At 62.1% G+C, this 17797-nt stretch carries 19 protein-coding genes; 6 read left to right on the top strand and 13 right to left on the bottom strand.

The annotated features are described in order from the left end of the window. Positions 1 to 23 precede the first annotated feature (23 nt). Together CCICO_RS04125 and sigE are read right to left on the bottom strand one after the other, a co-directional pair. Positions 24 to 392 (bottom strand): anti-sigma factor family protein, encoded by a 369-nt coding sequence (locus CCICO_RS04125; protein ID WP_018020213.1) that lies wholly within the window; start codon positions 390 to 392, stop codon positions 24 to 26. A gap of 74 nt (positions 393 to 466) precedes the next feature. Then, the gene (gene sigE / locus CCICO_RS04120; RefSeq protein WP_156809890.1) at positions 467 to 1126 is read right to left on the bottom strand and encodes an RNA polymerase sigma factor SigE; all 660 of its coding nucleotides are present in this window, start codon (positions 1124 to 1126) and stop codon (positions 467 to 469) included. A 188-nt stretch (positions 1127 to 1314) separates the two neighbouring features. Here sigE and CCICO_RS04115 point away from each other — a divergent pair, with 188 nt between their 5' ends. Beyond that, positions 1315 to 1962, top strand: a complete 648-nt coding sequence (locus CCICO_RS04115; RefSeq protein WP_018020215.1) for an O-methyltransferase — start codon at positions 1315 to 1317, stop codon at positions 1960 to 1962. Between the two features lie 98 nt (positions 1963 to 2060). Here the strand turns inward: CCICO_RS04115 and glgC are convergent, their stop codons facing one another. Beyond that, positions 2061 to 3278, bottom strand: a complete 1218-nt coding sequence (gene glgC / locus CCICO_RS04110; protein ID WP_018020216.1) for a glucose-1-phosphate adenylyltransferase — start codon at positions 3276 to 3278, stop codon at positions 2061 to 2063. A 103-nt stretch (positions 3279 to 3381) separates the two neighbouring features. Between glgC and glgA the strand changes: the two genes are divergently transcribed. From glgA to CCICO_RS04095, 3 genes are all read left to right on the top strand, one after another. Beyond that, the gene (glgA, locus tag CCICO_RS04105; protein ID WP_026161537.1) at positions 3382 to 4554 is read left to right on the top strand and encodes a glycogen synthase; all 1173 of its coding nucleotides are present in this window, start codon (positions 3382 to 3384) and stop codon (positions 4552 to 4554) included. Between the two features lie 167 nt (positions 4555 to 4721). Next, positions 4722 to 5477, top strand: a complete 756-nt coding sequence (gene budA, locus CCICO_RS04100; protein WP_018020218.1) for an acetolactate decarboxylase — start codon at positions 4722 to 4724, stop codon at positions 5475 to 5477. Between the two features lie 102 nt (positions 5478 to 5579). Then, complete coding sequence (locus CCICO_RS04095) at positions 5580 to 6989, top strand: GH32 C-terminal domain-containing protein (RefSeq protein WP_018020219.1); 1410 nt, start codon at positions 5580 to 5582, stop codon at positions 6987 to 6989. Positions 6990 to 7272: 283 nt separating this feature from the next. Here CCICO_RS04095 and CCICO_RS04090 read toward each other — a convergent pair whose 3' ends face one another. The 5 genes from CCICO_RS04090 to CCICO_RS04070 all read right to left on the bottom strand — a co-directional run bounded on the left by CCICO_RS04090 (position 7273) and on the right by CCICO_RS04070 (position 11295). Further along, positions 7273 to 8145, bottom strand: coding sequence for a methyltransferase domain-containing protein (locus tag CCICO_RS04090; RefSeq protein WP_018020220.1), 873 nt, complete (start codon positions 8143 to 8145; stop codon positions 7273 to 7275). A gap of 277 nt (positions 8146 to 8422) precedes the next feature. Beyond that, positions 8423 to 8593, bottom strand: a complete 171-nt coding sequence (locus CCICO_RS04085) for a DUF3117 domain-containing protein (protein ID WP_083878338.1) — start codon at positions 8591 to 8593, stop codon at positions 8423 to 8425. Positions 8594 to 8737: 144 nt separating this feature from the next. After that, positions 8738 to 9541: a glucosyl-3-phosphoglycerate synthase gene (locus tag CCICO_RS04080; protein ID WP_018020222.1), complete on the bottom strand. Its 804-nt coding sequence runs from the start codon at positions 9539 to 9541 to the stop codon at positions 8738 to 8740. A 59-nt stretch (positions 9542 to 9600) separates the two neighbouring features. After that, positions 9601 to 10461, bottom strand: coding sequence for a dihydropteroate synthase (gene folP, locus CCICO_RS04075; RefSeq protein ID WP_018020223.1), 861 nt, complete (start codon positions 10459 to 10461; stop codon positions 9601 to 9603). Between the two features lie 54 nt (positions 10462 to 10515). Beyond that, entirely contained in the window at positions 10516 to 11295 is a 780-nt protein-coding gene (locus CCICO_RS04070; protein ID WP_018020224.1) for an LOG family protein, read from the bottom strand. Positions 11296 to 11522: 227 nt separating this feature from the next. Here CCICO_RS04070 and CCICO_RS04065 point away from each other — a divergent pair, with 227 nt between their 5' ends. Next, positions 11523 to 12542, top strand: a complete 1020-nt coding sequence (locus CCICO_RS04065) for a DapH/DapD/GlmU-related protein (protein ID WP_018020225.1) — start codon at positions 11523 to 11525, stop codon at positions 12540 to 12542. Positions 12543 to 12644: 102 nt separating this feature from the next. Further along, entirely contained in the window at positions 12645 to 14018 is a 1374-nt protein-coding gene (locus CCICO_RS04060) for an amino acid permease (RefSeq protein WP_018020226.1), read from the top strand. A gap of 148 nt (positions 14019 to 14166) precedes the next feature. Here CCICO_RS04060 and CCICO_RS04055 read toward each other — a convergent pair whose 3' ends face one another. The 5 genes from CCICO_RS04055 to mshB form a co-directional block, all read right to left on the bottom strand. Next, positions 14167 to 14745: a GtrA family protein gene (locus tag CCICO_RS04055; protein WP_018020227.1), complete on the bottom strand. Its 579-nt coding sequence runs from the start codon at positions 14743 to 14745 to the stop codon at positions 14167 to 14169. A 149-nt stretch (positions 14746 to 14894) separates the two neighbouring features. Then, the gene (dapC, locus tag CCICO_RS04050) at positions 14895 to 16034 is read right to left on the bottom strand and encodes a succinyldiaminopimelate transaminase (RefSeq protein ID WP_018020228.1); all 1140 of its coding nucleotides are present in this window, start codon (positions 16032 to 16034) and stop codon (positions 14895 to 14897) included. Between the two features lie 22 nt (positions 16035 to 16056). Continuing rightward, positions 16057 to 16374: a ferredoxin gene (fdxA, locus tag CCICO_RS04045; RefSeq protein WP_018020229.1), complete on the bottom strand. Its 318-nt coding sequence runs from the start codon at positions 16372 to 16374 to the stop codon at positions 16057 to 16059. Positions 16375 to 16403: 29 nt separating this feature from the next. Further along, on the bottom strand, positions 16404 to 16847 hold the full coding sequence (locus CCICO_RS04040) for a hypothetical protein (RefSeq protein WP_018020230.1): 444 nt from the start codon (positions 16845 to 16847) through the stop codon (positions 16404 to 16406). 3 nt (positions 16848 to 16850) lie between these two features. Next, complete coding sequence (gene mshB, locus CCICO_RS04035) at positions 16851 to 17795, bottom strand: N-acetyl-1-D-myo-inositol-2-amino-2-deoxy-alpha-D-glucopyranoside deacetylase (RefSeq protein WP_018020231.1); 945 nt, start codon at positions 17793 to 17795, stop codon at positions 16851 to 16853. Positions 17796 to 17797: the final 2 nt, after the last annotated feature.

Below are 17797 nucleotides of genomic sequence, written 5' to 3'. Positions count from 1 at the left end.
CCACCCGAGGGCAGATACGCGATCTATCGTCCCTGTACGTGGCGCACCGCGCGACAAAACACCTCGACGCGATCCATCAGGCTGGGTTTGCTGCCGCAATGAACTTCATCGGCGCCGGGACCTTCTGGGCAGGAGGTTTCAAGCTGGGCCAGTTTGGCTATGAGCGAACGCGGGGCCCGCAGCCCATCGTTCACCCTTTGGCGCACAGACTCCGCGGCCTGGCGCTGGCGTTGGACCTCATGGCGGCACAGTGGGCAGTGCACCAGATGTACTCGCGCACGATCAGCGGCGGCGGGGCTGAGCTCATTATCCACATAGGCGGCGATAGCCTCGGGGCCTAGGTGCTCGACCGAATCAAAGCTATCGGTCTCGTCGCGGTATTCGCTGATCATCCGGTCGATCACCTCGCCATCATCGTCATCGGGTTGCTGCGGTCACGGCCGCCACAGCGGCGGCCAAGCGCTCATTAGCTGTGGTGCGGGACCAACAGCTTAGCGTTTTCATCATCCGCGGCGGCGGCCTGCTCCAGAGACGCTCGGAGCTGGGTGCGGCCGCGGTGAATCCTACTGCGTACAGTTCCCATTTTTACCCCGAGAGTGTCCGCGATTTCATCGTAGGACATCCCGAGAACATCACAGAGCACGATCGCCACGCGAAAATCGGGGGACAAAGTATCGAGCGCATCCTGCAGGCTGGGATCAAGGTTAGCCACCTGATATGCCTGCTCAGGAGTCAAATCCGTGCCGGGAACTCGCTCATAATCCTCGGGCAGTGCTTCCATGCGGATCTTGTTGCGGTGGCGCACCATATCCAAAAACAAGTTGGTGGTGATGCGGTGCAACCAGCCCTCGAATGTGCCGGGCTGGTAGTTCTTCAGCGAGCGAAACACGCGCATGAAGGTCTCTTGAGTGAGGTCCTCGGCATCGTGCTGGTTGCCGGAGAGGCGGAAAGCGAGGCGGTAAACGCTATCGGCGTGCTCCTCCACAAGCTCCGCCCACGTGGGCATCGATCCTTGTCCTGCATCGAAGGCAGCGGTGCCTTGAAGCGGTTCTTCACTGGCTGCGGATGAAACAGCGTCTGCAGCGGAGAGAGAAGCGGGGGCAGGACGTTCAGTCATGAAGGCCATTGTGCCGCATTGAGATAAGAAATATCTGAATTCCGCACAACAATCCCGTAACGCTCCACTGGAGATCAGCTGTGCAGCACACCCACTTCCCCACCCTAGGCAACACTTAAGCCACAGCAGTCACAGCTTTGGCGTTGCCGGTGCGTTGTTACCCAAGCCGTCACGACAGCGACCCTAGAATAAGGCGCGTGACTGAGACTGCATACCGTGCTTTGACTGACTACATCCGCTCCACCGCCGTGACGAGCGACAGCTTGCAGGCGGCCACTGAAGGCGCAGCGGAATTCGGCATCCCCACCCTCGATTCCATCAGCGGATCCGTACTCACTCTGCTGGGATCCCAGGCCGCCCGCGGCGCGGAGCCGAGCGCGATTGCGGTCACCCCCGCCGCCGCCGTTGTCGGCCTGCATCTTTTTGAGGGCATGGGCCCGGCCGGCCACCTCACCTGCATCGACCCCGAGCTCGAGCACCAGAAGCTGGCGCGACGCACCTTCACTGAAGCAGGCATAGCCGCCTCCCGCTTCCGTTTCCTACCCTCGCGGCCGCTCGAAGTGATGGGGCGGCTTGCAACAGAGTCCTATGACATCGTCTATGGCGATGTGGCCCCGCAAGACATGCAGGCGTTTGTCGACGCCGCGTGGCCACTGATTCGCCCCTCCGGCATGGTTGTCGTGGCTGCCAGCCTGCTCGATGGCACCGTGGCCGATGAGTCCCGCACCGACCGCGACACTGCCGCCGCACGCGCCTTGGACGAGCAGCTGCGCGAATACCACGAAGCGCTCGTCACCCGCCTGCCGCTCGCCGGTGGTCTCACCATCATCAGCAAGCCTGCCTAGGTTGCGCGGTGGCGTCGACACGCCTGCCGCACAATAAAACACGCGCCTGATCACCTCCGTGAAGAGGATGTGATCAGGCGCGTGTGCGCTTCACAGGGCTAGACGATCTCGTTTTTACCCACGCAGACCACGCCGCCAGGGCTGACCTTGAAGCGGGACTTATCGCGCTCATGATCCACGCCGATGAACTCGCCTTCGCTAACCTTAACGTTCTTGTCCAAAATGGCGTGGCGAACCACAGCCCCCTTGCCGATACGCACGCCAGGCATCAGCACCGCGCCTTCCACGGTGGCGCCATCTTCCACAATCACGTTGTTCGACAGCACCGAGTTCCGCACCGTGCCACCGGAGATAATGCAGCCGGAGGAGACCATCGACGACTGTGCGATACCACCCTGCACGAACTTCGCCGGCGGGAGGTTGCCGATCTCGGAGGTGTGGATGGGCCAGTGCTTGTTGTAGAGGTTGAACACTGGGTGAACGCTGATGAGGTCCATGTGGGCCTCGTAGAAGGCATCCACGGTACCGACATCACGCCAGTAGCCGTGATCACGCTCGGTAGAGCCGGGCACCTGGTTAGCCATGAAGTCATATACATGGGCATCGCCGCGCTCGACGAAATAAGGGATGATGTCTCCACCCATGTCATGGTCGGAGTCATCGTTTTCTTCGTCCTCCAGCAGGGCCTTAATGAGGGCCTTGGTGGTGAAGACATAGTTACCCATAGAGGCGTAGGTGACCTCTGGGTCATCTGGGGTGGCGGGCGGGTTCTCGGGCTTCTCCAAGAACTCGGTGATGTTGCCGTCCTCGTCGGACTGAATGCAGCCGAAAGCGGTGGCCTCGGAACGGGGCACCCGGATGCCCGCTACCGAGACGGACTTACCGGACTTAATGTGCTCGTCCACCATCTGGGCGGGATCCATGCGGTAGACGTGGTCGGCGCCGAAGACGATGACGTAATCCGGTTCTTCGTCATAGATCAGGTTCAGCGACTGCAAAATGGCGTCTGCCGAACCGGTGAACCAGCGCTTACCCAGGCGCTGCTGGGCGGGCACGGGGGTGATGTACTGCTCGGCGAGGCCGGAGAGCTGCCACGATTGGGAGATGTGGCGGTCCAGCGAGTGCGACTTGTACTGGGTGAGCACGCAGATCTGCATGAACCCCGCGTTGACAAGGTTGGAAAGCACGAAATCGATGAGCCGATAGGTGCCGCCAAAGGGAACGGCTGGCTTGGCGCGGTCAGCGGTGAAGGGATACAGGCGCTTACCTTCGCCGCCAGCAAGGACAATTGCTAGAACATGTGGTTGGCGTTTCACGGTTTCCAATTTAACCGCTTTTGTTTAGACGCGCCGGAAAAGTGGGTTACCCCATACACACTTTCAGCCCCCTCACCCACAAGGTCACACTACTGTGGTGACTATGCGAGTTGGAATGATGACCAAGGAGTACCCACCGGAGATTTACGGCGGCGCTGGCGTGCACGTGGCGGAGCTCACCCGCTTCATGCGTGAGCTGGTTGACGTGGATGTTCACTGCATGGGACAGCCCCGCGATGAAGACAACGTCTATGTGCACGGCGTGGATCCGGCCCTCGAGGATGCCAACCCCGCTATTCAAACCCTCTCGACGGGTCTGCGCATGGCCACCGCCGCGAACAACGTAGACGTGGTTCACTCCCACACCTGGTACTCAGGTCTGGGCGGGCACTTGGCCGCCCGGCTCTACGACATCCCCCATATCGCCACAGCGCATTCGCTCGAGCCGCACCGGCCGTGGAAGCGGGAGCAGCTCGGTGGCGGCTACGAGGTGTCCTCATGGTCAGAAAAGAACACCATGGAATATGCCGATGCGGTGATCGCCGTCTCGGCGCAGATGAAAAATGCGATCATGGACGCCTATCCGCGGATCGACGATAGCCGCATCCACGTGGTGCTCAACGGCATCGATCCGCAACTATGGCACCCCCGCCCCACCTTCGACGACAACGAAGATTCCATTCTGCGCGAGCTCGGCGTGGATCCCGCCAAGCCCATCGTCTCCTTCGTGGGTCGAATTACCCGACAAAAGGGAGTCGAGCACCTAGTCAAGGCCGCAGCCCACTTCGATGAGGGTGTGCAGCTGGTGCTGTGCGCCGGCGCCCCCGATACCCCTGAAATCGGCGAGCGCACTGCGGCACTCGTTCAGAAGCTACGCGAACAGCGCGAAGGCGTGTTCTGGGTACAGGAATTCCTGCCCAAGCCAAAGATCCAGGAGATCCTCACCGCCTCCGATACCTTCGTCTGCCCCTCCATCTACGAGCCGCTCGGCATCGTGAACCTCGAAGCCATGGCGTGCGGCAGCGCTGTAGTGGCCTCCGATGTGGGCGGCATTCCCGAGGTGGTCAACGATGGTGTCACCGGCAGTTTGGTGCACTACGATTCCGAGGATCCCGAGGCCTTCGAGCGGGACTTGGCCGCCGCCGTCAACGACATGGTGGCCGATCGTAGCCGCGCCAAGGAGATCGGCGAGAAGGGCCGTCAACGGGCCGTGGAGAAGTTCTCTTGGGCCACCATCGCCGAGCAGACCATCGAGGTCTACCGCAGCCTGATGTAGCCACCTTCCTTACATCTCCATCCCGCCACATATGCGGTATTCGTCCCGTCTGCAGCCACGTGTTGCGGGCGGGACGTTGGCTATGTGGTGCTAGGGCTGAGGGGCTGGGAGGTGGCGTCGGTAAGCGCGCGGCAGCCGGCCGTTGTCTGCGACTACGCTGGGAGGCTATGAGCCACTATCCCACAGACAGCACTCAGCTCGCGCCGGTGGAACGGCATTCCATTTTTCAAAATTCGTTGATGACGGCGCTGCTCGATGGCATTTACGACGGCGACATAACGGTGAGCGAACTGCTAGGCCAAGGAAATTTCGGCATCGGCACTTTCGACGCCCTGGATGGGGAAATGATTATCGTCGACGGCCAGTGCTATCAGGTGCGCGGGGACGGCTCGGCCCGCCCGGCGCGACTGGATCAGTGCTCTCCTTTTACCGTGGTCACTAATTTTGTGCCGCGCATTAGTGCACATGCTCCCAATGACATGTCGCGTAGCGATCTCGGTGACTATATCGACTCGCTGCAACCGAGCGAGAACTACATGTATGCGGTGCGTATTAGCGGACAGTTCCACGACGTTGCTGTGCGCACTGTCACGCGACAGGAAAAACCATATCGACCTATGGTGGAGGCAACGGCAGATGATACCGAGATACATTTTGACAATGTGTCCGGCATTATCGGCGGGTTCCGCACCCCCGTGTATGAAAAAGGCATTTCTGTTCCCGGTTGCCACGTGCATTTTATTGATGATGCACGAAGCCGCGGTGGGCATGTGCTGGATTTTCGGGTGAAGGACGCAATCATTGAATTGTGCCCCGCGACGGAGCTGAACCTGCGGCTGCCACTGTCATCGGATTTCTCTCGCGCTGACCTTGCTCCAGAGAACCTCGATGAGCAGATCCACACCACGGAAGTGAAAACTTAAGTACTATCGACGCCGCTACGCTTCGCCCGCTGCGAAATTCGGGCACGCGCAGCCGCCGATAGGTGCCCGAAAATGTTGTCGAGAGAAACACGCAGGTACGCCATGAGCCACCGCCCCGAGTTACACGTCACCGCCGAAGAAGGCATTCTTGCCGCCCCCGCTGGGGTGCTGCTTCACGACGACGTCTGGCACGTGTTCAACCAGTACAAGCCGAGCGCGCAGGCCAGCTCCCGCTGGGGACACCAGGCCTCCCGCGCCCTGCCCTACGACTGGGATGTTTGTGACGATGTGCTCGCCACCCACGGTGACGAGGTGGAATTGCGTGCCGGCTCCGTGATCCCTGTGGGCAAGGGCATCGACATCTTCTTCACGGCAGTCTCCGCCGACGCCACCACCATCAAGGTGGCAGAAATCGCCGATGCGGACGCCACCACCGAGACCGTCGCTGATGACATCACCCACCTCGACCGGAATGTGGACAATGTGCACACGGTGGTCTCCGACTGCCACGGCTACTCCCACTTCCGCTCCCCGTGCGTCGTACCGGATTGGCGCTCTACACAACGCGATGACCACCACGGATGGGTCATGCTGGCCGTCGCCGGCTCCTCGGACAACCCCGACATTGTGGTGTTTGAATCGGATGATCGCCGCGAGTGGAACTTCGTCGGCCCGCTGCGCTGCGTGGGCGAGCCGAGCGGGGTTAGCCACTATGAGCGCATCGTTTCCCCCCGCCTGATCCGCCTGCAGGACGAGGTCGACGAAAAAGTCTACGATGTGCTGCTTCTCACCGTAGAAACCGAAGGCCGCGATATCTCCGGTTACCTGGTAGGCACGTTGAACGACTCGGAGTTCACCGTGATTACTCCGTTTACCCGACTCGACCGCGGCCACGATTTCTCCCGGCCCCGCAACACCAACGTGGTGGCCACCCTCAACACAGACCCAGCGGCCCGCTACGCCGCGGGCACGATCTTCGGGTTGATGAATGGTGTGGGCCGTGGCGATGACCCGACCACCCACCTCAGCCTGCAACAGGAGGACTGGGCGAATTGCCTCACTCTGCCGCGGCGAGTCACTCTCCAAGGCGGCAGACTGTATCAAACTCCACGAGCTGGGCTTCCCGACGCCATCCGCGCCTCCGAGCACGCCCGTGCCTTCATCGCCCGCCTCGATGCCCAGCCGAGCGATGACGCCGTGGTGGATATCGAACTGCGCGATGCATCTGGAGCGGTTGGGGCGCGCGTGTCCTACTCCTCCGAGGAGATCATCCTCGATCGCAGCATGAACCCCCACCACGCCGACAGTGCCCCTGCGGTGGCTGAGCGCGAGAGCGAGGAAACCGAAGCACTCTCTCTGGTTGTGGATGGTTCCACCGTGGAAGTCTTCGCCGACGGCGGTCTGATCGCCATGGCCTCTCGGGTGTACTTCGACGGCGGCTGCCATTCCATCACCTACACCGCCCGCAATGGTGCGCGGGTGGAATCCACCATGGAAATTAAGCCACTCTAGCAGCGCACGGCGATCACTTCGCAGCAATCGCTTCGCAGCAATCGCTCGCTGTCCATCGCCTCGCAGTGATCGGCCCGCCCCGCACTGACACACACTCAGCGTGGGGGCGGGCCGGCAGTGTATCTAGGCCGAGATAGCGCAACAGCCACCGTGCGCCATGATGGCTCAGGTGGCTTCGGTTGCTCTTATTGCACTGGGCGCCCTATCGCTCTGGGCGCCCTTATTGGCTCGGTTGGGCCCGTGGCTCGGTTGGTGGCCATGCTGCCCATAGCCGCTGGGGCTGTTACTCGGCGGGCCGCACGAAACGGGTGATGCTGGCGCGGGCGGTGATGTCCATGCGTTCCGGCAGGGTGGCCACGCGCTGGTGCAGCACCTCCGGTTCGATATGGCGGGCCGAAGGGCTCATACCAATTTGGGCAGCGATCGAGGGCTGATCCAGCCGCATCTTAAACTCCACTAATTGAGGCGCCTGCACAGGCACGAAGTACTGCGCCATGTCCTCAATGATGCGCTCGGTGCTGCCTGGCTCAACATCCATAATGCCGAGGGGCTCGCGCAACTCGCGCAGGTGGCCAGACTCGGCGTTGAGTACCACCACGCTGCCGCCTGGGGCCAGCACCCGGGCGAACTCTGCCGAATTGTGCGGGGCGAAGATCACGGTGAGCGCGTGAATGCACTCATCACGCAGCGGCAGGCGCTCAAGGGCATCGGCTACCACCGCACCAACGCGCGAGTGCGAGGTAGTGAGCTTCTGTACAGCGGGATAAGAGACATCGATGCCTACGCCGCGGGAATCATCCACTGCGTCAAGGGTGTGGGACAGGTAGTAGCCGGTACCAGCACCGATCTCGCAGAGGGCTGGGGCGATGTCATTGCCCACCCCAGCGTCATCGAGGGCATCGTGTACTCCTTGAGTGACGGCTTCTACAAAGGGGGCATAGTGCCCTTGGGAGAGGAAGGTTTCGCGATCGGCCACCATCTGGGCATCATCACCATCGTGGGCGAGCGTCTCGCAGGCGGCGAGAGTAACGAAGCCGTCGGCACACACCTCATAGCTGCGCCCCTGGGCAGAAACTAAGCTACGGTAACCGTCCTGAGAGGACAGCGCTGTCCCATCCACCGGGTCTGCGAGGAGATCACTTACATCTTCGAGCACGGCTACCGCCTATCTAATCTTTGTGGAGAATCACCTGCGCCCACACACCACCAACCGTGGCTCACCGCACTCGCTCGGCGGTGCTGGTGTCCGGCACAAGGAATCCTCCTTGCTGCACTGGACACAGGATATTTTTGGCCCATGGTACAACTCGGAGGACACGCGCCCAAACTTCACCCGCAGTCGTGTTGAGCACGGGCGCGGCGGCGAATGAGTCGGCCCCTTCTTTCACGGCCTGCGCGCCTTGGCCCATCGCGCCCAGGCGCCACGTTGAGTACTAGGCCTCCGCCACGTCGAGCAGGTGATGGCCGAGCTCGGCCGCTTCATCCTTGCTCATCTCCACCACCAATCGGCCGCCACCGTCGGCGGGGATCCGCACCACGATCTTTCGGTTTTCTTCGACAGCTTCCAATGGTCCATTCCCCGTGCGCGGTTTTTGAGCAGCCACGATAAGCCTTCCACTATGACTAAAAATTAGTTACAACTACCCATCATCCTACGCCGTGCACACAGGGCGTGCGCGGGTTTTAACCCCTAAGGCACTGGTTGCGCCGCTCTGAAGGGTTCACGTTCTCGGGCGGTGAATGCGGCGCTAGCGCGCACGATTCGGAGCAGACAAAGCACCCCTGTCGAGCGAGTCCAGGGGCGGTCGGCAGGTGCATGCCTGACGATCCAGCAGCACCGTGGCAATGCTGTCGGCGGTATGTGTCAGCTCGCTGAGCGGACGGTGTTTATGGTGTTTAACCCCTAGGTCCACCTCAGTGATGGCGGTAGCCCCGAAACGTTCGGCAATATCGAGGACTAGCCCCATCTCTACCCCAAAGTCCACAACGAAGGGGCACGCCCGAGCGCTCGAACGGCGCAATGCGTACTCGCCGGCGAGCGGCTGAGAAAGCCAACTTAACTCTGGGCGCAGTAGCCGCAACAGCGGCTTGGCGGTGAGCTCAGTCACTCGCCCGCCGCCTCGGGGGTCGTCGCCCAAAGGTCGCCTGTACGTTGCTTTCACCAAATGGAGGGCCGGATCCGCCAGGGGCGCAACAAGCCGCTTCACAATATTGGGTGGCGGGGTACGCAGATCGGCGTCAACGAACACCACATACTCGCCTCGGGCGGCGGCAACCCCGCGCCACAGCGCCTCGCCCTTGCCGGCATGCGGCGGAATCTCGGGCAGCACCTCGCGCCAATTGAGCACCGTGGCCCCCGCAGCCTTGGCCTTGGCTGCGGTGCGGTCATAAGAATCGGAGTCAATCACGATGATCTCAGCGGGATCATCTTGCCGCACAGCCTCAACCACGTGCGCCACGGTGGCTTCCTCGTTGAGCGCGGGGATCACCACCGACACCTCTTTTTCGCCGGCGTGGCGGGCACCATGGGGATGATCTGCGGGCGGTGTCATACAAGTCGTTATATCAGGATCAGCCAGACACACACGATTTTCCGGCCTTAATCGAGCACTTAGATCAGTCCTCGCTGGGCTCGCAGTGGGGCCACCTCCCCCGCGATCGCAGCCATCATGCGGGTGACATCCACAGTGTCGCTCACTTGGTGTACTCGAAAGGCCGCCACCCCGTGGGCCGCGGCATGAGCGGTGGCGGCAAGGGTGCCCGCCACGCGCTGATCCACCTCACGGCCGGTGGTCTCGCCCACGAAATCCTTGTTCGACAGCGCCATGAGCACCGGCCAACCGGTAGCCACGATCTCATCGATACGCCGCAAGAGCTCTAAGCCATGGTAGGTATTTTTGCCGAAGTCGTGGGTGGGATCGATGAGCACCTTATCCTCCGGTACCCCACAGTCCACGGCCCGCTCAGCAAGAGCACTGGTTTCGGCGATGACGGCAGCAACCACATCGTCATAACGCACCCGGTGCGGCCGTGTCCGAGGGCGCTGACCGCCCGTATGGGAGCAGACATATCCCGCTTTCTTCTCCCCTGCGAGCTCGACCAGCTCGGAATCCACCCCGGCCCAGGTGTCATTGATCAGGCTCGCACCAGCCTCCACGGCCGCCCGCGCCACCTCGGTGCGCCACGTATCCACCGAGATCGCCACATCAGGGTGGCGCCGGTGAGCGGCGGCAATCATCGGTACCACGCGGTCAATTTCCTCCGCCGCCGAGACGAACTCGCCAGGCCCGGCTTTCACCCCGCCGATATCGAGAATCGTTGCCCCCTGCTCTACCACGCGGTCGATGCGGGCGAGAGCGGCGTCATCACTAAACGTTGCCCCCTTGTCGTAGAAAGAATCTGGAGTGCGATTGATGATCGCCATGATTGCCGGCAGCGGACCGGGCCGAAAGGCGGAAGATAGAGAGGGCATAAAACTCACACAGTGTTTTCTGCTGGAGGTGGGTACAGGGCAGCGGGCCGAGGCTTAGGCTTGCGGCGCACTAGGTTCACCAGGCTCGCCGTGGGCGCAGGTGATGTGACGTACGGCGGTGTCGATGTCGTCGGTGATGATGAAACGGTCAACATCGTCTTCGTCGATGAAGCCCTCCTCGATCACCCGGTCCAGCATCCACTGCTTCAACGGGGCCCAGAACTCGGTGCCGATGAGCACGATCGGATAGTTGGTGATTTTGCCGGTTTGGGTAAGCACGAGCGCTTCGAAAAGCTCATCAAGAGTGCCGAAGCCCCCGGGCAGGCAGACGAAGGCTTGGGTGTACTTGAACAGCATCGTCTTGCGCACGAAGAAGTAACGGAAGTTGAGGCCCAGATCGACCCATTCGTTCAGGTGCTGCTCGTGAGGCAGCTCAATGCCGAGGCCCACGCTTAGCCCTTCGGCGTCGCTGCAACCACGGTTGGTGGCTTCCATCAGCCCAGGTCCGCCGCCGGTAATCACCGCGTAGCCGGCCTCGGCGAGCTTCGCCCCGAGTTCGCGCCCTAATGCGTAGTAGGGATGATCAGGGGCGGTGCGGGCAGAGCCGAAGACCGTAACGGCCGGCGGCAGCTCTGCCAAAGCGCCGAATCCTTCGACAAATTCGGATTGAATGCGCAGCACTCGCCACGGGTCGGTATGCAGCCAATCGGCATCGGCGCAGTGATCCAGCAAACGCTGGTCGGTGGTGGAATCCTGCGGAGCGTTCTGGCGCATCAGCACTGGGCCGCGGAGTCCGCGGGCTCGGCTGGAAGCGGGGGTGGTCTCACGGGTCATCTAGCTCAATCCATTCTTTCCATACGCGGGGTATTTCTGCTGTTCACACTAGCGTTTGCGCGGCCGCCCCCAAAGCGGCACCTGAGCGAAGCCACGCCACTACTGCGAGGCTCAAGGCTACTCCCCGCCACGTGCGCCCTGCAGGCTGCCGCCAGCAGGGCGCTCACCTCCGCTGCCAGCTCCACCCGTGTCTATCTCGCCCCTGGCCGGTAGGTAGGATGAGACTCATGCTCACACATGGTGCCACTGCAGTGGGAATTGCAAATATCGCGATGGATGGAACTGTTCTCGACACCTGGTATCCACACCCTGAGCTCGTCATAGATCTCGACTCTCCCGCTGTGCCTGCCACCTCCGGTACCACTCGTCTCGGGGCACACCGGCTCACCCCGAAAATGCTCTCGCTTGTGCGTATTGACGAAGACCGCATGGTGGAGCAAGTCGCGGTGTCCACCACCATCCGTGATCTTTCTCAGCCGGCCTTGGATGCCCACGATGTGTTTTTGCGCCTGCACCTGCTTTCGCACCGGATCGTGCGGCCGCACGAGATCAACATGGATGGGGTGCTCGATCTTCTCTCCACCGTGGTCTGGACCAACAAGGGCCCCTGCCTGCCCGATAATTTCGAGTTTGTGCGCACCTCCTTGCGCTCTCGCGGCCTGATTCACGTGTATGGCGTCGATCGCCTGCCCCGCATGGTGGACTATGTGGTGCCTTCTGGGGTGCGCATCGCCGAGGCCGAACGGGTGCGACTCGGCGCCTATCTCGCCCCCGGCACCTCGGTACTGCGGGAAGGCTTCGTCTCTTTTAACTCAGGTTCGCTCGGCCCTTCCAAGATCGAGGGCCGTATGTCCTCCGGCACCGTCATCGGGGAAAACACTCGAGTGGGCTTGGCCGCCATCGTGATGGCCGGACGCAGCGAGACCAATCCGCGCGTGCCCACCAGCATCGGCGAAAGCTGCACCCTTGGGGTCAGCGCCGGGGTCATCGGGCTCGATTTGGGCGATCACTGCAGCATCGGCAATGGCGTGGTGCTTGAGCCGCACACCCCGGTGCTGTTCTTCGACGGTGCTCTCCCCCAGCCCGGCGAGCCCATCGACGAAGGCCGGTGGGGCACCGCCGCCGATATGGGTGGCGGCAATAACTGGACGGTGCGCTGCGCGGCCAGTGCTGGAACGATCGTGGCTTCTCAGGCCCCACAGCAGGATCCGCCGGGCTATAACAGCGAATTTTCAGGTATCTATTAGCCTCACCACCGGCATCATCCACGGCTGCGTCCTCCCCCTATGTGATGCAGCAACAGGCGGATGCTGTACCGAGCGGTACGGAGTGTAATACGCTAACTAACCATGACTACCGTGGACACAGCTGAGAATGAACTCGGCTCAGGCTTAAAAACCCGTCACCTGACCATGATGGGGCTTGGCTCCGCCATTGGTGCGGGACTCTTCCTTGGCACCGGAGTGGGCATCAAGGCCGCCGGCCCAGCGGTGCTTTTGGCCTATATCGTCGCCGGCATCATCGTGGTGTTTGTGATGCAGATGCTCGGCGAGCTCTCCGCTGCGCGCCCGCGTTCGGGCTCCTTCTCCGAATACGCCGAGATGGCCTTCGGACACTGGGCCGGTTTCACCTTGGGCTGGATGTATTGGTTCATGCTCACCATGGTGATGGGGGCCGAGATGACCGGCGCCGCCGCCATCATGGGCGCCTGGTTCGGTGTGGCTCCGTGGATTCCTGCGCTGGTCTGCGTTGTGTTCTTCGCGGTCGTGAACTTGGCCGCGGTGCGCGGCTTCGGCGAGTTCGAGTTCTGGTTCGCCTTCATCAAGGTGGCCGTGATCATTTTCTTCCTCGTCGTGGGTGTGCTCATGATCCTCGGCTGGTTGCCTGGGCACGAGGCTGTGGGGCTGTCGAATTTCAGCGATTCCGGCTTCGCCCCTAATGGCATCTCGGGAATTGCTGCCGGCCTGCTCGCCGTGGCCTTCGCCTTCGGCGGTATTGAGATCGTCACCATCGCCGCGGCCGAGTCCGAGAAGCCTCGCGAGTCCATTCGGGTGGCGGTGCGTTCGGTGATCTGGCGCATCTCCGTGTTCTACTTGGGCGCAGTGCTGGTGATCTGCTTCCTGCTTCCCTACTCCCGCATCGGCGGCGCCGACTCAGCGGCAGATTCGCCCTTCACCATCATTTTGAGCATGGCGAACATCCCCGGCACCGTGGGCTTCATGGAGGCCGTGATTGTGTTGGCCTTGCTGTCCGCGTTCAACGCCCAGATCTACGCCACCTCGCGCTTTGTTTACTCCCTCGCCCAGCGTGGCTACGCCCCGAAGGCGTTTCGTTCTCTCAGCGGCAGCAACCAGGTGCCGATGCTCGCCGTGATCCTCTCGGTGGTCTTCGCCTTCGGCTCTGTCGCCTTGCAGTGGTGGAACCCTGCCGGTCTGCTGGAGTTCCTCTTCAACGCTGTCGGCGGCTGCCTCATCGTTATTTGGGGCTTCATCGTGGCCAGCTACCTGAAGCTGCACCCAGAAATGGAGCGCAATAAGGAAATTTCGGTACGTATGTGGGGCTATCCGTGGCTCGGCTGGCTCACCCTCGCCATGCTGGCTGGGCTGACCATCCTCATGCTTTTCGACGCCTCCTCCCGCCCCCAAGTCACCTCCGTGACGGTGCTGACGGTGGGCCTGATCGGCCTGTCCTTCCTCACCCGCAGCTCGGCCCGCACCCGCTGACGCTACGTCGCACTACGCAGCAGAGTGCGGCAGTGACCATCGCTGCCGCCTATGCCGCACGCACCACACCCCGAGACACCAGTTTTCACTGGTCTCTCGGGGTGTGAGCGTATGCGGGCAACATACATGCCCCCGCGGAAGGGCTGGGCTAGATCGGCGGCTGTTCGATGACCACCCGGGTTTTCCTGAACGTCCAGAGCTTGTTCACCACGAAGTTCACGGGCATCGCCACCGCCGTGCCCGCCAGAGCCGCCCAATAGAGCTTGGTGCGCAGCCCAGTGGAGCCGTCGAAGATATCAGAAGGCAATGCCAGTGGGGATTCCGGATTGATGAGCAGGGTGCTGACCACCTGCGTGACTACCAGCGCGCCGAGTCCGGCAATGAGGAAGGGGATAAATTGCTTGAGCCACGAGGGACGGTGGGAGCTACGGAAGGTCCACATCCGGTTGAGCTGAAAGTTCGACATGTTGGCCACGAGGAAGGCGATAGTCAAGATGATGTGGAACCAGCGGAGGTGAAACTGGGTGCCCAAGAGGTTCATCGCGGCGTCTTCCTCATGGATACCGAAGCCTCCATCGAGGATCTTCTTCACCACCACCACGGTGACAAAGTTCACCACCACACCCGAGGCGCCGACGATGCCGAATTTCACAAACTGGCGGAGATTGCGGCGATAGCGCGCGGACCCCGAGCCGCCGAGCGGCTGGGCTACCTGGTGGTTACTCACTACTTTCTCCCCTAGCGAAGGCCTAGTTGATTACGGGCACAGCGCGCAATGATGCCCGCTGGTGTTCATCCAGAGTGTACTCGGTGCGCCGCACGGATTTGGAATCATCCGACGTCTCACCACTAGCGCCGGAGCGACGTTGTATGCGCTCAGCTGGGCGCGCAGCCCACCCCTCCGGCGAGACGCCGGGCGGCCTCCTCGATCGCATTGTCGCTGGCGGTAATGGAGAGCCGAACATGGCTACGGCACTGCTCATTGTCGCCATAAAAGGTGCCAGGAGCGGTGATGATCCCAAGATCAGCGAAGGCTGCAATCGTCTCTTCGGCGCTGCGGTCTTGGGTGACCCACAGATACAGCCCCGCTTCGGAGTAATCCACCTGCAGTCCCGCCGCCTCAAGGCTGCTGCGTAGTAGCTCCCGGCGGCGGCGATACACCTTGTGTTGCGCCTGCTCGTGCTCGTCGCTATTCAGCGCTGTCACCATAGCGTGCTGCACGGCCCAAGGCAGCGAGAGGCCGCAGTGTTTGCGTACCTCGGCCACCTCAGACATGGCGCTCTGCTCGCCGAAGATGAAGCCGGCGCGGTAAGAGGCCATGTTGGAGGTTTTGGACAGCGAGTGGATGGCTATGAGATTGTCCAGCGATCCCCCGCATACCTCGGGGTGGGCGATCGAGCGCGCGCGCCCGGAGAAGTCTAGGCCGAGATAGCACTCATCGGAGGCAATGATCGCCCCTGTCTCGCGGGCCCATGCCACAATCTCGCACAGCTCGGCAGCGCTGCGCACACGACCCGTGGGATTAGACGGGGAGTTGATGTAGACGAGATCCGCATCCGAGGCGATGATCTCCTCCACTTCCTCGGCCACTACCGCCCGAGCCCCGCATAGCCTAGCGGCGATGTCATAGGTGGGATAAGCAATGGCTGGCACGGCGATGCGGTGATCGGGGCCTAGCCCGAGCAGCCACGGTAGCTGCGCGATGAGTTCTTTGGTCCCCACCACCGGCACAATCGCGTTGTGAGGCAGCGCGCTAATGCCGTAGCGGCGGTGCAAGGACTGCGAGATGGCGTCGATAAGCGCGGGCGTGCCCAGAGTCGGCGGATAGCCCGGATGGTTGGCGTGCGCGCTGAGGGAGGCTGCGATCGGCTCGGCTACGGGATCGACCGGCGAGCCGACGGTGAGGTCGATAGCGCCATCGGGGTGAGCGTGGGCGCGCTCGATGATCGGGCCGAGGCTATCCCACGGGAAGGCGGGAAGTCGGGCGGCCAGGGGCTGACGAGAACGCGCGGTCACTGCGATTGCCTCCCTCGTGGGCTTAAGCCTGGGGCGGCAGCTCAGCCACCAGCGGCGGATCGAAGTCTTGAGCGCCGAGCTTAGCAGCGCCGCCGGGCGAGCCGAGATCATCAAAGAACGCAGCGTTGGCGTCGTTGTACTCGATCCACTCATCCGGCACGTCGTCCTCGTAGAAAATAGCCTCCACGGGACACACCGGCTCGCAGGCGCCGCAGTCCACGCACTCATCCGGGTGGATGTAGAGGGAACGCTTGCCCTCGTAGATGCAGTCCACCGGGCATTCTTCCACGCACGCCCGGTCCATCACGTCGACGCAAGGCTGGGCGATGGTGTACGTCATGTGAGCTAACTCCTGAAAATGTGTGAGAACTATGGATGTGTGGGGTGTGCCTCGGGGCGCGGCGGCCTAGGGCTGGGTGTAAACAGCGGCATGAGGCCGCCCGCGATTCCAGCGAATAGGAGCACCACCGAGAGCACACTAGACCCGACAAGCATATCCCCCGTCACCGAGACGGAAAAAGTTAGGATTAAATAACCCAGTACCCACACGCTGGCGGGAATCGCGGCCACAAGGAGGTTTTCTGTCCACAGCCGCGCCGTCCGGGTGAGCGCCCTTGTAAAGAAGAACGCGATCACAATGGTGTAGGGAAAGGGAAACTTCGTGCCACCCGGCAGGGTGATCCAGGTGCTCAGATACACCACCTCCAGCAGCACCGACACGATCGATCCCACCGATAGCCACAGCACCCCAACTGCGATTTCTCCCGCGCTGTGCTGCGAGTAGGTGTATTTCTCCGGATGGCTCCACTTCATCCCTTACTCCTTTTCCCGCTCATGCTGTGCGCTTATCGACGCCACCACGCCACCCTCCTCGGCACATCCAAGCCCATCGAGCAGATCTTTCGCGCCCGCGGGCAGCTGCGGGCCGGCACCAATCTGGTAGGCCTCGGAGGCAGTGATCGGCTGAGCAATGAGATTAGACAGGGCGAACACTGGCGTTTCTGCCTGGGCGTAGGCGGCAATGGGATTGGTGGCGCTGGTGTGCCCATCGGCGATCCATAGCTGAGTGGCGTGCGCCTTCATCGCCGCTACCTTGCACGCCAGCTCCTCTTGGCTGAGTGTCAGTCGAAGATCCGCGGTCGCCACCCGGGCGATCTCGGCGTCGGCGCGGCGCCACGTATCGGGGATGCTGTGGATTCCGGCGAAACCGGCCTCAAGGTCTTCCTCGAGGGTCACAGCCCACAGAATGCGGGTGTCGGCGGGGGCGGCGCGATGGGTGATGGTGTGGGCGGCGATGTGATCTGGGTGGCCATAGCCGCCGTCTGGACCATAGGTAACGAGTAGATCGGGGCGGTGCTCGTCAATGAGCGCCCGCAGCTGCTCGGTGGCCTGATCAAGATTGTTCACAAAAGCACGAGGGTGATCCGCCGAAGGATCCCCAGCCATGCCGGAGTCGCGCCACTGCCCCACCGCACCGAGGTGGACTCCCCGCACGCCGAGGGCTGCGAGGGACGCGCTGAGCTCGCGGATTCTGAAACCGCCGAGCTGGTCGGCGTGATCGGCCACTAGGTTCTGATAAGGCTCGCCGATCACCTCGCCTTGCTCACCTAAGGTGCAGGTGACCACGATGACATTCGCTCCTCGGCGAGCGAGATGAGCAAGCAGCCCGCCGGTCCAGATCGCCTCATCATCGGGATGGGCGTGAACGGCCATGACGGTGACCCCGTCGAGGGGGCTTATCGCATGCACTGTGGTGCTCATGA

The sequence above is a fragment of the Corynebacterium ciconiae DSM 44920 genome, from assembly GCF_030440575.1.
GTDB classification, from domain to species: Bacteria; Actinomycetota; Actinomycetes; order Mycobacteriales; family Mycobacteriaceae; genus Corynebacterium; species Corynebacterium ciconiae.
This window is presented reverse-complemented; position numbering and strand designations above follow the sequence as displayed.

What these genes read in the sequence shown, in the direction of transcription:
- CCICO_RS04040 (WP_018020230.1), bottom strand. Translation starts at nt 16,847, where the DNA reads ATGAAGTGGAGCCATCCGGAGAAATACACCTACTCGCAGCACAGCGCG.
- CCICO_RS04095 (WP_018020219.1), top strand. Translation starts at nt 5,580, where the DNA reads ATGAGCCACCGCCCCGAGTTACACGTCACCGCCGAAGAAGGCATTCTT.
- CCICO_RS04065 (WP_018020225.1), top strand. Translation starts at nt 11,523, where the DNA reads ATGCTCACACATGGTGCCACTGCAGTGGGAATTGCAAATATCGCGATG.
- fdxA (WP_018020229.1), bottom strand. Translation starts at nt 16,374, where the DNA reads ATGACGTACACCATCGCCCAGCCTTGCGTCGACGTGATGGACCGGGCG.
- CCICO_RS04125 (WP_018020213.1), bottom strand. Translation starts at nt 392, where the DNA reads ATGATCAGCGAATACCGCGACGAGACCGATAGCTTTGATTCGGTCGAG.
- sigE (WP_156809890.1), bottom strand. Translation starts at nt 1,126, where the DNA reads ATGGCCTTCATGACTGAACGTCCTGCCCCCGCTTCTCTCTCCGCTGCA.
- CCICO_RS04080 (WP_018020222.1), bottom strand. Translation starts at nt 9,541, where the DNA reads ATGACACCGCCCGCAGATCATCCCCATGGTGCCCGCCACGCCGGCGAA.
- CCICO_RS04070 (WP_018020224.1), bottom strand. Translation starts at nt 11,295, where the DNA reads ATGACCCGTGAGACCACCCCCGCTTCCAGCCGAGCCCGCGGACTCCGC.
- budA (WP_018020218.1), top strand. Translation starts at nt 4,722, where the DNA reads ATGAGCCACTATCCCACAGACAGCACTCAGCTCGCGCCGGTGGAACGG.
- mshB (WP_018020231.1), bottom strand. Translation starts at nt 17,795, where the DNA reads ATGAGCACCACAGTGCATGCGATAAGCCCCCTCGACGGGGTCACCGTC.
- CCICO_RS04060 (WP_018020226.1), top strand. Translation starts at nt 12,645, where the DNA reads ATGACTACCGTGGACACAGCTGAGAATGAACTCGGCTCAGGCTTAAAA.
- folP (WP_018020223.1), bottom strand. Translation starts at nt 10,461, where the DNA reads ATGCCCTCTCTATCTTCCGCCTTTCGGCCCGGTCCGCTGCCGGCAATC.
- glgA (WP_026161537.1), top strand. Translation starts at nt 3,382, where the DNA reads ATGCGAGTTGGAATGATGACCAAGGAGTACCCACCGGAGATTTACGGC.